Origin of the sequence: Oceanobacillus sp. FSL W7-1281 (assembly GCF_037969835.1) — a bacterium.
GTDB lineage: Bacteria > Bacillota > Bacilli > Bacillales > Amphibacillaceae > Oceanobacillus > Oceanobacillus oncorhynchi.
This window is the reverse complement of record NZ_CP150214.1, coordinates 887919-902068: the sequence shown is the minus strand read 5'-3', so window position 1 is coordinate 902068 and position 14150 is coordinate 887919. Positions and strand designations below refer to the sequence as shown.

The 14150-nt window shown below is 41.6% G+C and carries 14 protein-coding genes and 1 riboswitch; of the genes, 9 read left to right on the top strand and 5 right to left on the bottom strand.

What is annotated here, in order from left to right:
• Positions 1-245: 245 nt before the first annotated feature.
• Together MKX55_RS04460 and MKX55_RS04455 are read left to right on the top strand one after the other, a co-directional pair.
• Positions 246-680, top strand: coding sequence for a MarR family transcriptional regulator (locus tag MKX55_RS04460; RefSeq protein WP_339182729.1), 435 nt, complete (start codon positions 246-248; stop codon positions 678-680).
• A 24-nt stretch (positions 681-704) separates the two neighbouring features.
• Positions 705-1304: an alpha/beta hydrolase gene (locus tag MKX55_RS04455; protein ID WP_339236367.1), complete on the top strand. Its 600-nt coding sequence runs from the start codon at positions 705-707 to the stop codon at positions 1302-1304.
• Between the two features lie 26 nt (positions 1305-1330).
• On the opposite strand, the gene MKX55_RS04450 is transcribed toward MKX55_RS04455, so the two are convergent.
• Entirely contained in the window at positions 1331-2281 is a 951-nt protein-coding gene (locus MKX55_RS04450; protein WP_339236365.1) for a calcium/sodium antiporter, read from the bottom strand.
• A gap of 86 nt (positions 2282-2367) precedes the next feature.
• A complete protein-coding gene (locus MKX55_RS04445; protein ID WP_339236363.1) occupies positions 2368-3225 on the bottom strand; it encodes a VOC family protein in 858 nt (285 codons plus the stop codon).
• Positions 3226-3591: 366 nt separating this feature from the next.
• On the opposite strand from MKX55_RS04445, the gene MKX55_RS04440 reads away from it, so the two are divergent.
• The 5 genes from MKX55_RS04440 to MKX55_RS04420 all read left to right on the top strand — a co-directional run bounded on the left by MKX55_RS04440 (position 3592) and on the right by MKX55_RS04420 (position 7791).
• Positions 3592-4434, top strand: coding sequence for an ABC transporter ATP-binding protein (locus MKX55_RS04440; RefSeq protein WP_339236360.1), 843 nt, complete (start codon positions 3592-3594; stop codon positions 4432-4434).
• Positions 4367-5146, top strand: coding sequence for an ABC transporter permease (locus MKX55_RS04435; protein ID WP_339182722.1), 780 nt, complete (start codon positions 4367-4369; stop codon positions 5144-5146). Before MKX55_RS04440 ends, MKX55_RS04435 begins: the two co-directional genes overlap by 68 nt.
• A gap of 17 nt (positions 5147-5163) precedes the next feature.
• Positions 5164-6150, top strand: a complete 987-nt coding sequence (locus tag MKX55_RS04430) for an ABC transporter substrate-binding protein (protein ID WP_339236358.1) — start codon at positions 5164-5166, stop codon at positions 6148-6150.
• A gap of 192 nt (positions 6151-6342) precedes the next feature.
• Positions 6343-6387, top strand: a riboswitch (PreQ1 riboswitch).
• 8 nt (positions 6388-6395) lie between these two features.
• On the top strand, positions 6396-6878 hold the full coding sequence (locus MKX55_RS04425) for a QueT transporter family protein (RefSeq protein ID WP_339182720.1): 483 nt from the start codon (positions 6396-6398) through the stop codon (positions 6876-6878).
• Between the two features lie 136 nt (positions 6879-7014).
• Positions 7015-7791 (top strand): DUF3891 family protein, encoded by a 777-nt coding sequence (locus MKX55_RS04420; protein ID WP_339236355.1) that lies wholly within the window; start codon positions 7015-7017, stop codon positions 7789-7791.
• A gap of 88 nt (positions 7792-7879) precedes the next feature.
• Here MKX55_RS04420 and metA read toward each other — a convergent pair whose 3' ends face one another.
• Entirely contained in the window at positions 7880-8794 is a 915-nt protein-coding gene (metA, locus tag MKX55_RS04415; RefSeq protein ID WP_339182718.1) for a homoserine O-succinyltransferase, read from the bottom strand.
• A 343-nt stretch (positions 8795-9137) separates the two neighbouring features.
• Here metA and MKX55_RS04410 point away from each other — a divergent pair, with 343 nt between their 5' ends.
• On the top strand, positions 9138-10736 hold the full coding sequence (locus MKX55_RS04410; RefSeq protein ID WP_339236353.1) for a catalase: 1599 nt from the start codon (positions 9138-9140) through the stop codon (positions 10734-10736).
• Between the two features lie 49 nt (positions 10737-10785).
• Here the strand turns inward: MKX55_RS04410 and MKX55_RS04405 are convergent, their stop codons facing one another.
• Both MKX55_RS04405 and MKX55_RS04400 read right to left on the bottom strand, forming a co-directional pair.
• Positions 10786-11280 carry an SRPBCC family protein gene (locus MKX55_RS04405; protein WP_339236350.1) on the bottom strand — a complete coding sequence of 165 codons (495 nt, stop codon included), beginning with the start codon at positions 11278-11280 and terminating at the stop codon, positions 10786-10788.
• Positions 11281-11369: 89 nt separating this feature from the next.
• Positions 11370-11978 carry a TetR/AcrR family transcriptional regulator gene (locus tag MKX55_RS04400; protein WP_339236347.1) on the bottom strand — a complete coding sequence of 203 codons (609 nt, stop codon included), beginning with the start codon at positions 11976-11978 and terminating at the stop codon, positions 11370-11372.
• Positions 11979-12145: 167 nt separating this feature from the next.
• Here MKX55_RS04400 and MKX55_RS04395 point away from each other — a divergent pair, with 167 nt between their 5' ends.
• On the top strand, positions 12146-13852 hold the full coding sequence (locus tag MKX55_RS04395; RefSeq protein ID WP_339236345.1) for an FAD-dependent oxidoreductase: 1707 nt from the start codon (positions 12146-12148) through the stop codon (positions 13850-13852).
• Positions 13853-14150 lie beyond the last annotated feature (298 nt).

Genomic DNA, 14150 nt, shown 5'->3' with positions numbered 1-14150 from the left:
CATTTCTCAATCATCAAACTCCCTTATTGTTTTCCCTACTATGTGTTCCGCGACACTTTTTCTTAGGTTAAACAGCCGCCCTGTAAAGAACGCTGTAATGACTGTAACACCAGAAGATTTTTGAAGCCGCAAAGCACATACCTCTCCATCCGCTCACTTGACAAATTAGTTATTATTCATTATTATTTAATTACATATATCTTAATTAAATATATTTTTTATATTGCAAAAGAGAGGTGATTATTTTGGCTGAGAACTTATCATTGAAAGCTTTCGTCATTACCATGAAGGCTTCTAAAGCTTTAGAAGAATTAACAAAAAAAGATATCAAAAAACACGGCATGCGTGCATCTGACTTTGCTATTTTAGAAGCATTGTATCATAAAGGCAGACAAACTATCCGGGAAATTTCAGAATCCGTATTAATCAGCACCGGATCGATAACCTATGTCATTGATAAGCTTGAAAAAAAAGAGCTCTTAATCCGGACAAATTGTCCTGATGACAGAAGAGCAGTCTATTTAGAAATTACAGCAAAAGGAAAACAAATGATGGATGAAATTTTCCCGAAGCATCAGCAGGTGATTGAAGAGGTTTTCCAAGGAATTTCAGAGAACGATAAGGAAACCGTTATCGAGGTATTAAAAAAGGTTGGCCATCAAGCTGCCGAAAAAGAATAACGCAAGTGGGAAGGATGAACATCAATGAAGTATATCTATGAAGAAAAAGCGGGTCCAGATGGACCTACCCTGCTTCTCCTGCACGGAACAGGCGGTACAGAGAGTGATTTATTACCTTTAGCGAATATCATTGATTCAGAGGCAAATGTTTTGAGCGTTCGCGGTAACGTATTGGAAAACGGCATGCCCCGTTTTTTCCGCCGTTTGGAGGAAGGTGTTTTTGATGAAGAAGATTTAATCAAACGCACAGAAGAATTACATGAATTTTTAAATGAGGCTAGCCAAAAAGAAGGGTTTGACCGAAAGCAAGTTACAGCACTCGGCTATTCGAACGGAGCTAATATTGCCGGAAGCCTTTTATTCCATTATAAAGGCTCCCTGCAAAAGGCAATCCTTCATCATCCGATGGTTCCGAGAAAGGGCATTGACCTTCCGGATTTAACTGGTACAGACGTATTTATTGCTGCGGGTAATAATGATCCGATGTGTCCTCCAGAAGAAGCGGAGGAATTGCAGCGTTTGCTGGCAAACGCCGGAGCTAAAGCTGATATCCATTGGGAGAGTAATGGGCACCAGCTGACGATGAGTGAAGTGAAAGCAGCTGCCAGCTGGTATACAAAGTAAAAGAAGGAGACCGGTTCTCCTTCTTTTTAATTTCTTATAATAATATAGACGGTATACGCTACATATATAAGAGCAAGTATAATCCCCTCTCTTCTTCCAATTCGAAAGCTCGTTCGGGAAAAAATCAATAATAGGATGGTCAGCACAATCATTATCCAAATATCTGTGAAGATAACAGGATTAATGGGTAAAGGAGAGATCAGCGATGCTGCACCAAGAACGAATAAAATATTAAAAATTCCGCTGCCAACCACGTTCCCTAAGGCAATTTCACTTTCATTTTTTAGTGCTGCAGATATAGAGGTAACTAATTCAGGCAGGGAGGTTCCTACTGCGACGATGGTCAGACCGACTAGTGCTTCACTCATCCCCCATGACAAAGCAATTTCTGTTGCATTGGTCACAACGAATTGTCCTCCCAGAATAATCGCAGCCAGCCCAAGAAGAGTGATTAAGGTACTCTTCCCCCATTTTACATTGGAATCTTTAACAGCTGTGGTTTCTTTCCTGCTTTTCAAACCGACCTCAATGATGTAATACATAAAAATCGCTAAAAACAGAAAGAATATGATTCCATCGCTTCTGCTGAGGATATCTGCTGTCGAACCTTGCAGCAGCACATCGCTACCTAAGGCAAACAAAGCTACTGCCGCCAGCAATGCAAAAGGAATCTGTTTGACAATCATTTCATTTTGAACCCGAAGCGGATAAATCGCAGCTGCCAAACCGATAACCATGGTAATATTAAAGATATTGCTTCCAACGACGTTTCCTACTGCGACATCAGCTGTTCCTTGCACTGCCGCAATAATACTTACCGTTGCTTCCGGCGCACTTGTTCCTAAGGCAACAATCGTTAATCCGATTAAAATCGGGGGAACGCGCAGCAGCTGAGCAACATTAGAAGAACCGTCAACAAACCAGTCTGCCCCTTTTACTAACAATCCAAATCCAATAATTAATAAAATATATTCCATGGAGGTGCTCCCATCTCTCACTGTATATTGTGTTTTTATTCTACCGCAATTGGATTTACCTATCCACTTTTTCAAGCAGATGTTTTTTATTTTGCTGCAGCAGTTAGAAAAATATGATTCCCCGCAGGGTCCTTTACCATTCCTTCATCAGCCGGATAACCTAATGCTGCCAATCTTTGAACCGCTTTGTCTATCTCCTCTTTATTCGGGTACGTTATTGTAAAAAACTGCATCCCAGCCGCTTGTAAATCTGGAATCGGCACCCCTTCCCCATTCCATGTATTAATCGCAATATGGTGATGATAACCGTTGTCAGATAAAAAAGAAGCTCCGGGAAGTCCAGTTACCTCTTGAAAGCCCATTCCTTTGATATAAAATTCCCTTGCTGCCGGTAAATCATTCACATGGAGATGCACATGTCCAATACGTGTTTCCACAGGCATCCCCTGCCAATCACCAGCAGCCTCTGCCAGCAGTCCATCTGCATCAAGCGGATCCGTACTCATTTGCACGGATTCATCTACCCACTTCCAGCTTTCAGACAATCGGTCTCTGGCAACTTCGATTCCATTTCCATCCGGATCAGAAAAATAGAGTGCTTCACTGACAAGGTGATCGGCAGCTCCTAATTGCAGGCTATATGCTCTCCCCGCTTGCAGAATATGCTTTAAAAATGCCGCCAAATCCGCTCTTTGAGGCAATAAAATGGCAAAATGATACATCCCTGTTGTTCTGCCTTGTTTCGGCAGTACTCCTTCCGGCTGTTCCAGCGTAATTAAAGCCTTCCTTCCATCTGTTGAAAGAATGGCTTGGTTTCCCTTCTCCTTCATCACTTGAAAGCCTAAAAAAGTATGATAAAACTCGACAGAGCGCTGTAAATCAGCTACTTGAATGGTTATATCTGATACATACATTGCCGGAGCTTCAAAAAATTTATTTTCCATTTTATACTTGTCACCTTCCTTAATCGATTTATATTTAACTAAAAATAATAAACTTACTTTATGTAACTCATTATAAATAAAGTAGGTTCGATGGTCAAAATTTTTGCAAGGCTTTTCTTTTTTTATGTTTTTTTCGAATATTTAAATCTCTCTTTTCAAATAGAAAAATTTTTTCTAAAACTGCTTTTGAGAGAAAACTCATGAATCTTTCCCTCCATACCTGTTATTTAGACAGAATTTTATAATTCATTGGATAAAATATAAAACCTATTATAATACAAGTTCCCTTGACGCTTTTTTTTGCATAATATATAATCCTTATAAGTTTACTTATATTTATTTAATATTTTGAAGGAGAGGGTCTTTATGAAGGTAAAACTGGAGCAGGTAAATAAAAGCTTTCCCAAAGGCAAAACAGATTCGCTCCATGTCCTGCATGATATCGATCTCCAAATTGAAGCAGGCGAGTTCGTTTCTTTGCTTGGACCTTCCGGCTGTGGCAAGTCCACGATTTTGAATTTAATCGCTGGTCTGGACAGTCCGACATCTGGAGAAGTGTATGTGAATGATAAAAAAGTCCAAGGACCGGGTACAGACCGGGTCGTTGTTTTCCAACAAGGCGGTTTATTTCCATGGATGAATGTAATGGATAATGTTACATATGGACTGCTGTTGAAAAAAATGAGTAAAAAAGAAGCGGAAGAAAAAGCAATGGAAGGACTTCGGATGGTGCATCTCGGGAATTTTGCGCAAGCTTTTCCCCATGAATTATCCGGAGGTATGCAGCAGCGCGTAGCAATTGCCCGTGCTTTCGTGATGGATCCTGACGTTCTTTTGATGGATGAACCATTTGCGGCGCTTGATGAGCAGACACGGCTTATTTTGCATCAGGAGCTGCAAGAAATTTGGCAAAAAACCGGAAAAACCATTCTGTTTATCACGCATAATATTCGTGAAGCACTCACCCTATCGGAACGGGTATTGCTTATGAGCACAAGACCGGGAGCAATCAAAAAATCTTTCAGAGTACAGGCGGCGCGCCCGCGTAACCCTTCAGATAGTGTAATTGTAGATTTGGAAACACGTGTGATGAAGGAATTGGAAGAAGAAATGGAAAAAGTGTTGAAGGAGGAGTTCGGGGATGATTACCGCCTTAAGACGAGTGCTGTTCGTGATCGTGATCGTGACTATATGGGAGATCATATCTAAAACCAACCTGTTTCCAACCTTTATGTTTCCCCCTTTACTGATTCCGAATGATCCCGGCGGAGTCACGGTGTTAAGCACATTAGTGAACGGTCTGATTTCCGGGCAAATACTCGGAGCTACCGGAATGACGCTTGGGAGGCTGCTGCTCGGTTTTTCCATAGCAGTGGTTTTAGGTCTAATTTTTGGATACTTGATCGCCCGTTATAAATGGGTGGATGACACGCTTGGATTTTTTGTGACTGCGTTACAGTCCATCCCGAGTATTGTCTGGTTCCCTCTGGCTATTGTCTGGTTTGGGCTTGGGAACGTAGCGATTTTATTTATTGTCACTATTGGAGCAACCTGGACAATGACAGTAAATGCAAGCACCGGATTTAAAAATGTGCCCAATCTTTATTTAAATGCCGCACGTACATTAGGTTCATCGGGTACGCATCTTGTGCGAACCGTGATTCTTCCGGCATCTGTACCGCATATCATCTCCGGTCTTCGTGTTGCTTGGGCTTTTGCCTGGCGCGCAATCATGGCTGGGGAACTTCTCGGAGGAAACGGCGGCCTGGGGTATTTGTTAGATATGGGACGCTCCTTGCAATCAATGGATTTAGTGCTCTCTATTATGATTGTGATCGGTGTAATCGGTACGATTATGGATAATCAGGTATTTCTTAGAATGGAACGCTCTGTTGCAAGAAAATGGGGTGTTGGAGCTTAGTGGAAAGGATGAAGGATATGAAAAAAATATTATTCGGCCTGGGTGCGCTTCTTTTATTAGGAGCGGCGGGCTGCGGATCAGAAGAAGCTGCCGATGAAATACACATTGGATATTTTCCTAACTTTACACATATCACCACGGTAGTCGCACTGGAAAATGGTTACTTTGAAGAAGAAATGGGAGAAGAGGTAAGTATCGAAACCTCCACATTCCCGGATGGCAGTGCCTTTATGGAGGCTATGTCCACACAGGATATCGACATTGGTACTGTTGGCCCGTCACCAGCAACAACAACTTATTTAAGAAATCCGGAGCATGAAATCATTGCCGGAGCGGTGAACGGCGGAGCTGTCCTTGCCACCCGTGAAGATTCAGGTATTGAAAGCGTTGAAGATCTTGATGGCATGCGCGTAGCAATCCCGACTATCGGGTCTACGCAGGACATCATGCTGCGAGAAGCATTAGATGAGGTCGGACTGAAAGTAGATGACGAGGGCGGAACTGTAAGCTTGGTACCGCAGGCTCCTGCTGACACATCCACGCTGTTCCTGCAGGGGGACGTCGATGCTGCGGCCACACAGGAGCCTTGGGGCGTGTATTTGGAAAATCAGGCAAACGCCGACATTCTCCTTGATGAAGAAGAATTTGCTTGGGGAACAGAATCAACAACAACTGTTGTTACTGCCCGAAAAGCATTTACGGAAAGCAATGAGGAATTAACACAGGCCTATTTGCGTGCCCACGCCCGTGCGGTAGAATTTATTGAAGAGAATCAAGAAGAAGCGGTTGAATTGTTTGTCAATCACATTGAAGAAACGACAGGCAACGAGTTGGATTATGAGGAGACGCTGGAAGCAAGCGAACGTCTCAATCCGACGTATGAAATCAACGAAGAAGTGCTTCAGGAAATGGCAACAATCAGCTACGAAGCTGGGTATATGCAGTCAGATGAAATTGAAGGATTGGTTAATCGGACATTTTTGGAAGCAGCACTGGAAGAATAACCTGATAAAGACGAACTCCCGGTTTGACGACCCGGGGTTTGTTTTGGTTTGATTTCATTTTCACGTCGACTTCTTCTTCATTCTGACCGCTCTCAGTTAAACTTGTTTTTATTCAAAGACTTCGCGTTTTCCAAATCATTACATATACAAAACGATTGTTTTCCTTCTTCGATACTGGTATGATAGGCTAGGTTCAACGTGGTTCGTAACCATCCCACGCTAAAAAACTAGGAGGAAAACAGGATATGAATATAAAGACACTTGTAGTTAACGGGATTATTGCCGCATTGTATGTCGCTGTATCCCTGCTGGTCTCCCCAGTTGCATTTGGGGCGATTCAATTTCGAATATCAGAGATGTTTAACCATTTGATTATCTTTGATAAGCGTTACTTTTTCGGCATTACGATTGGTGTATTTGCATCTAATTTATTTTCAATGGCAGGCGGATTGGATCTTTTATTCGGGACAGCACATACCGCCATATCTTTAGGAATTATTATTTTCTTAAAAAAATATATTAAAAACAAGCTGACACTGCTATTTCTAAATACATTGATTTTCAGCTTTAATATGTTTATTATTGCCTTCATGCTAAATATAGCTTTACAATTACCATTCCTGCTGACATGGCTTACAACCGGAGTCAGTGAATTGATTGTATTACTGATCGGCATCCCGATCTTCTATACTTTATATAAACGGATACATTTTGATAAAATGATATAATACGGAGAAAAAGACGGTGGAGAATAAATCCATCGTCTTTTTTAAGAATGGAGAAGTAATTTTTTTAATGATATGAAATTCTGCCGGAGGTTCTAGCACTTTTTCGTTCTTCACGCAATCAATCACAAGGAAAGGAATGAGTAACATGATTATCCGAAATCAGAACGGCCATTTTATTTTTATATCACAGGTAGACCACGCTTCTGTATCCGGAGAAATAGTTAAAAATCTGTCCTCGGATTATTTCGATCATACACCTTATAAAGATTCCGTTATCTATGCAGCTGAGCAGCATGACTGCGGCTGGGAGGCCTTTGACAAGCAGCCTTTTTGGAATGACCAGGCGAATCGCCCCTATTCCTTTATTGATTTTCCAGATATACCTAAAACCGTCTTATATACACAGGGTATTCAGCAGGTTCAAGAAAAGGATAAATATGCCGCATTATTATGCAGTGAACATTATAAACGTTTTCTCGTAACATCCACGCTCCCTGAAGCAAAAGCATTTGTTCAGCAGGAAGCAGAGCGGCAGGAATGGCTGATTAGCAGGATGGATCATTTTAATCAAGATATGTTTGAAATGGATTATACGCTTTTACAGTTTTCCGATACGCTGTCTCTGTTCGCATGCATGAATGAACCGGGAGCTGCGAATAAAGACCTTCATCCTTTTTTTAAAAACGGCGTATCCGTTTCAAACACCGCAACCTCCTTTCCATCTGCTTTTTCTGTCAGCTGGGAAGATACGGAGACAATAACAATGGAACCTTTTCCATTCTCAGCAGACTTTTCAGTTACTTTGCTGTACAAAAGCATTCCTAAAACAACGATTCAGCAGCAGGGGCTGGTGGATGCTTATGAGCATGCCTCTGTTTTATCAAAAACGATAAGAATAAACACCAAGAAATAAGGCTGGCAGCTGCTCCAGCCTTATTTCTTGGTGTTTTTAAAAAGGACCAGACGCATCCAGTCCCTTCTCTGCTTCATTCAATCTATTTTTACTCTCCTCCCCACACATAAGGGGTTTCTTGATACACATAATAATTCAGCCAATTGGAAAACAGCAGGCTGGAGTGACTCTTCCAACGGTGCTTCGGCTGTTTTTCCGGATCATTATTTGGATAATAGTTTTCCGGTATTGCTGTATCGATTCCTCGTGCATGGTCTCTTTCATATTCTTCCTTCAATGTGTTTGCCATATATTCTAAATGCCCGGTTGCCATGATATGCTTTCCATCCTCAGAAGCAAGTAAAAAGACCCCTGCGTCATCGGATACAGCAATCAGCTGCAGATCAGGATGATTTTCGATTTCTTCCAAAGAAACCGTTGTATAGCGGGAATGCGGTGCTAAGAATACTTCATCAAACCCTCTCACCAGCCGTTCTTTCGGTGTTAACACATCATGTTCAAAAATCCCAAAGCATTTTTTCGGAAGCGGATGCTTATTAATTCCATAATGATGATATAAAGCAGCCTGTGCTCCCCAGCAAATATGCAGGGTGGATGTCACATGATCATTCGTCCAGTTCATAATCTCCTGCAGCTCTTCCCAATAATCAACATCAGTAAAAGACAGATGCTCCACCGGGGAACCCGTAATAATCATACCGTCAAATGTTTTATCCCGGACCTCTTCAAAGGTCTTATAAAAGGTATCCAAATGATTCTGGCTTGTTGTTTTTGATTCATGTGAAGCCATTCGTAAAAAAGAAATCCGCACCTGTAACGGTGTATTTCCTAAATATCTTAACAATTGCGTTTCTGTTTTTTGCTTTTCCGGCATTAAATTAAGAATAAGAATACTAAGCGGACGAATTTCCTGTGCATCCGCGCGCTGTTCATCCATCACAAATATATTTTCCTCTTCCAGAATCTCTTTTGCAGGCAACTCTCTCGGAATTTTAATCGGCATTGTCTGACCTCCACTTTTTAAACTTAACTTATTTCAAACGTTCTATTATCAATATGGATTATATCCGTACTGAATGTACAGCTTTTCCAAATTATTTGTCTATTTCTATTGTAATAGCTGGCAAGAAAAGTTCAAGTCCTCTCCCCTATTTTCTATAGAAAATCAAAAATGACTAGGATTCTAAAATATTGAGAGACCAATTTGTTCTTTTGGAAAGTAGATCAAACTTCCTTACACTGTATTTTCCCAATTTCAGATAATAATCCTCCAAAGATACGATTAATTTTATCTGGATTGGCAATGCTAATGAGAAGAAATTTATAATGGAAATGAGGATAAATCTATGGCTGATAAAGAAAAATCCACGCATCAAACCAACATGAAAAATGATAAAACCTTAACTACCCGTCAAGGGCATCCGGTAACCAACAACCAAAATATCCGGACCGTCGGCAATCGTGGTCCTGGAACACTGGAGAACTATGATTTCATTGAAAAAATAAGTCATTTTGACCGTGAAAAAGTTCCAGAACGTATTGTTCATGCACGCGGTGCTGGGGCGCATGGCTATTTTGAAACCTATGGAACAGTCGGCGATGATCTGGTTTCCAAGTACACCAGAGCAAAAGTTTTTCAGGATAAAGGGAAGCAGACTCCTGTATTTGTCCGCTTTTCAACGGTAGTACACGGCAACCATTCACCAGAAACAGTCCGTGATCCGCGTGGTTTTGCAGTCAAATTTTACACAGAGGATGGCAACTGGGATCTGGTCGGAAACAATATAAAAATATTCTTTATTCGTGATGCAATGAAGTTCCCGGATATGATTCACGCTTTCCGTCCAGATCCCGTAACAAACATTCAGGATTCCGAGCGTTTCTTTGATTTTTGTTCCAATTCTCCAGAGTCCTTTCATATGGTGACCTTTATTTACTCCCCATGGGGCATTCCGGCCAACTACCGCATGATGCAGGGTTCTGGTGTAAACACCTATAAATGGGTCAATGAGGAAGGAAAAGCGGTGCTGATTAAATACCATTGGGAGCCGAAGCAAGGGATTAAAAATTTAACCGCCAAAGAAGCGGCCGAAATCCAAGGCGAAAATTTCAACCATGCGACACAGGATTTATATGACAGCATTGAAAATGGAGATTATCCAGAATGGGAGCTGCTGGTGCAAATCATGTCAGACGACGATCACCCGGAGCTTGATTTTGACCCGTTGGATGATACCAAGCTATGGCCAGAGGATAAGTTCCCTTGGCTGCCAGTCGGGAAAATGGTATTAAATAAAAATCCTGAGAATTATTTCACCGAGGTAGAACAGGCATCGTTCGGCACTGGCGTATTAGTTGACGGACTGGACTTTTCGGACGATAAAATGCTTCAGGGACGGACCTTCTCTTATTCAGATACACAGCGCTATCGTGTCGGAGCGAACTATTTGCAAGTGCCAATCAACGCAGCGAAAAAACGGGTGGCAACCAATCAGGAAGGCGGTCAATTACGTCAGGAAAATGATAAAGCGCCCGGCCAAAACCCGCATATTAATTACGAGCCGTCTGTACTCGGCGGTCTGGAGGAAGCGAAGCAAACCGGAAAAGAATATAAACCTTTTGTAGAAGGAAATCTCGTGCGCGAATCCATTGACCGCAATGATAATACAAAACAGGCAGGAGAAACCTTCCGTCAGTTTGAAGACTGGGAAAAAGATGAATTATTGTCCAATCTGATTGGTGATTTATCGACCTGTGACAAGCGGATTCAAGATAAAATGATTGCACTCGCAGAAGAAGCAGATGAAGAATATGGACGCCGTCTGCGAGACGGATTAGAACAGACGAAAAAGCATGGCACCAGTCAAAATCCATTAGGTGCAACAGATGCCGAGCAGGCTCCAAAGCACGCAGAAGAGTTAGGACATGACGCGGACCCTTATTAATCGAAAAACAGCAGTGCCTCAAAAGCTTCATTTTCGAGGCACTGTTGTTTTATTTCTCTTCATTCAAAAATGGACTAATCTTTTTTTGATATGCTTTATAATGCGCTTCCCATGATTCCTTTGGAAAATCCATTGGTTTTCCTTCCAGCGCTGCCTGGAACATCTCTAAACATACCTGCCATCCAGCTAAATCCTTCGGGATGTGATTGTTTAGAGCCGGAATATATTCCTTTAATAAAAGCACACACCCATTTTCTACTGGTTCCAATTCAAACCGGACAGAACCGTCTCCCCATTCAAATTGCCAATAGGTTAGCTCCTGAAAATCTACAATAGCAATCTCGAAGGAGTTACCTCTTCCATCATTCATATTGAATTTCATTGTTCCGTTTTTACGAAGGTCTACCACTTCTAAGTTCGGCATCCACTGCTGCAGTTTATCATTTTGTGTTAATGTGCTCCACACTGCTTCAACAGAGCTTTTAAATCTGCGTTCAAAGGTTGCTGAATAGCCCTTTTCTGTTTTTTCTACAATGGCTAACATCTATTTTCCTCCAGTAACTAAGTATTAATTCAACTTGTATATATTATAACCGTTTTCCAGCTGCTTAACGATATGCTTCACTCATTTCATCAGGAATCCCCAGTAATAAACGATTCCGCCGGATAGTAATTGATTATTTTACAAAGCTGATTTGCCATATAATCCGGCGATTGTTCAAAATCGTTTTTAATCCAATCTAAAATAATGCCTAAAATCCCATAAGCGTAAAACGAGGTATACATATTATTATTTAATCCATCATGATACGGGGTAATCAAATTAATATCCTGTTTAAAAAATTCCGTGATAGATTCTAAAAAAGTTTCATAGAATCCTGGAATAGCCTCAAATTCCTTCCAAAGTCCATAAAAATGCTTGTTTTCGAGAATATGATTAAAAATCACAATCTCTGAAGGAGCTAAGGCGTTTAAATGAATATAGTTATTTTTCTTATAAGGGACACGGAAGGCTTGAATAAGTCCGTTTGTCTGGTCTGTGATTATTTCCTTCACTAAATCTGCCTTGTGGTTATAATGCCGATAAAAAGTAGCTCGGTTATAATCCGCATAATCAACGATATCTGTCACTGTTATTTGCTCATAATGCTTTTGCTGCATCAATTCAAGCAGCGCATGTTCAGTAATTTTTTCGTTCTTCTTACCCGCCTGTCCATTATCATATCCTTCGTAACCACGCAAACCACCCCAAATCCTTTTTGTTTTTAAACATATTGCAGCAATCTGTTGTTTATGTGTACAGACCATAATATATTACTGATTGAAAGCGCTTTATTGTCACTTTATACTTATATTAACTCGTACTTATAGCTTATCATAATTTCAAGATTGATTGGGAGGTCATGACATTGGAAAATCAGTGGAATGAGCAATATGATGTCGTTGTTGTGGGTTCAGGCGCTGGCGGATTAACAGCTGCTTTAACAGCTTGCTTGCGCGGATTATCAGTAATTGTCATTGAAAAGACTGCACTATTTGGCGGCTCCACTTCCAAATCCGGCGGAACCATCTGGATTCCCAACAACCTTTATCTGGAGAAGGCCGGGGTAGAGGACACGTATGAACAGGCAAAAACGTATCTGGATGCTACTGTCGGAGACCGAGTTCCAGATGTATTAAAATCGGCTTATCTGCAAAAAGGACCCGAAATGGTAAAGTATCTGCATGAGAATACAGCGCATTTCCGATGGGAATACACTCCTAAATACTCCGATTATTATCCTGAATCACCTGGAGGCTTGGCATCTGGGAGAGCCGTTGAAGCCCAGCTTTTTGATCTTCGAAACCTAGGGAATGATTTGAAGTATTTACGCACTTCCGGTTTGCCGACGAAAGGGATGGTACTAAAATCAAGTGAATTCCACAAAGTAAATATGATCATGAGAACGTGGATTGGAAAAGTAAAGGCAATGAAAGTAGGAATGCGCCTAATTCGCACACTCCTTTCCGGGTATAAACCTACTACCTTAGGAGAAGCTGTTGTTGCCCGCCTGTATACCTCGCTCAAAGAGGCTTGCGGGGAAGTCTGGCTGAACACGCCATTTAAAGATTTGATTTATGAAAATAATCGCGTTACAGGGGTTGTCGCCGAAAGAGATGGAAAGGAACTCAACATTCAGGCTCGGGAAGGTGTGGTTTTTGCTTCTGGCGGGTTTTCCCATAGTCCGGATTTGCGGGAGAAATATTTACCAAACCCTACCAATGCCGAATGGACGCTGTCAGCAGAAGGACAAACAGGCGATATCATTGCAGCAGGTGTCAAATTGGGTGGACAATTGGATTTGATGGATAAAATGTGGGGAACTCCTACATCAGCTCCCCCAGGGGCGCCTGCATTTATGCCTGTTGCCGAGCGTGCCACGCCTGGCTTGATTAGCGTCAACAGCAATGGCGAACGCTATATCAACGAATCGGTTCCGTACCATGAATTTGTTGATCAAATGTATGAAAATAATCATGAAAAGAGCTCCACGATACCATCATGGATGATTTTTGATCAACGGGTGAAGAATCGTTATCTGGTATTCGGTATCATGCCGTTACAGCCGCTTCCTAAAGAATGGTTTGAGACAGGATATGCCAAAAAAGCAGAAACTCCGGAGGTATTGGCTGGGCAGATCAATGTGCCTCCAGAGAAGCTGGCTAATACCATTTCCAGATTTAATACATTTGCAGCCAATGGGCAGGACGAGGATTTTGGACGCGGGAACAGTGCTTACGATAGATATTATGGTGACCCGACATTGGATAACCCTAATCTTGCTCCGCTGAACAAAGCACCATACTATGCAATCCCAATCTACCCGGGGGATATTGGCACCAAAGGCGGTCTGGTCATTGATGCATCAGCCAGAGTCGTCAGGAAAGACGGCAGCCCAGTTACAGGACTATATGCTACTGGAAATTGCACCGCTTCTATTATGGGCGAAACTTATCCCGGACCAGGCGCAACGATTGGAGCATCGATGGTATTTGGTTATACAGCAGCAGTGGATATAGCTGAGAAAGTTGGAAGGAAAGAAAGCCCTATTCCTAAGGTAACCATGACAGTTTAAGTGTATTTCTGATTTCAAGATGCAGATGCAAGATTTTTCGAAAGACATCCTAATCGGCTTATAGTCTGATGTAAAAGAGGATTCCGATTTACAGATTGCTAAATCGACATCCTCTTTTTTCATGTATTCCAATCTACCTCGCCCCTCCCTTCAAACGAACAGCAGAAGTTTTCCAGATCTTCTCTTTCTTCTTTTTCGGTTTATTTTTACAAAGCCTCGCTGATTTCCTTACATCCTCCATCCGATAATCAATATGACTTTTCAAAGACTCATACGTAAAAAACATGGGATAAATCAG

Excerpts from the sequence above, each read along its gene's own strand:
- MKX55_RS04420 (WP_339236355.1), top strand. The coding sequence starts at position 7,015 with ATGAGTAACATGATTATCCGAAATCAGAACGGCCATTTTATTTTTATA.
- MKX55_RS04440 (WP_339236360.1), top strand. The coding sequence starts at position 3,592 with ATGAAGGTAAAACTGGAGCAGGTAAATAAAAGCTTTCCCAAAGGCAAA.
- MKX55_RS04445 (WP_339236363.1), bottom strand. The coding sequence starts at position 3,225 with ATGGAAAATAAATTTTTTGAAGCTCCGGCAATGTATGTATCAGATATA.
- MKX55_RS04450 (WP_339236365.1), bottom strand. The coding sequence starts at position 2,281 with ATGGAATATATTTTATTAATTATTGGATTTGGATTGTTAGTAAAAGGG.
- MKX55_RS04410 (WP_339236353.1), top strand. The coding sequence starts at position 9,138 with ATGGCTGATAAAGAAAAATCCACGCATCAAACCAACATGAAAAATGAT.
- metA (WP_339182718.1), bottom strand. The coding sequence starts at position 8,794 with ATGCCGATTAAAATTCCGAGAGAGTTGCCTGCAAAAGAGATTCTGGAA.
- MKX55_RS04405 (WP_339236350.1), bottom strand. The coding sequence starts at position 11,280 with ATGTTAGCCATTGTAGAAAAAACAGAAAAGGGCTATTCAGCAACCTTT.
- MKX55_RS04430 (WP_339236358.1), top strand. The coding sequence starts at position 5,164 with ATGAAAAAAATATTATTCGGCCTGGGTGCGCTTCTTTTATTAGGAGCG.
- MKX55_RS04425 (WP_339182720.1), top strand. The coding sequence starts at position 6,396 with ATGAATATAAAGACACTTGTAGTTAACGGGATTATTGCCGCATTGTAT.
- MKX55_RS04455 (WP_339236367.1), top strand. The coding sequence starts at position 705 with ATGAAGTATATCTATGAAGAAAAAGCGGGTCCAGATGGACCTACCCTG.
- MKX55_RS04435 (WP_339182722.1), top strand. The coding sequence starts at position 4,367 with ATGATTACCGCCTTAAGACGAGTGCTGTTCGTGATCGTGATCGTGACT.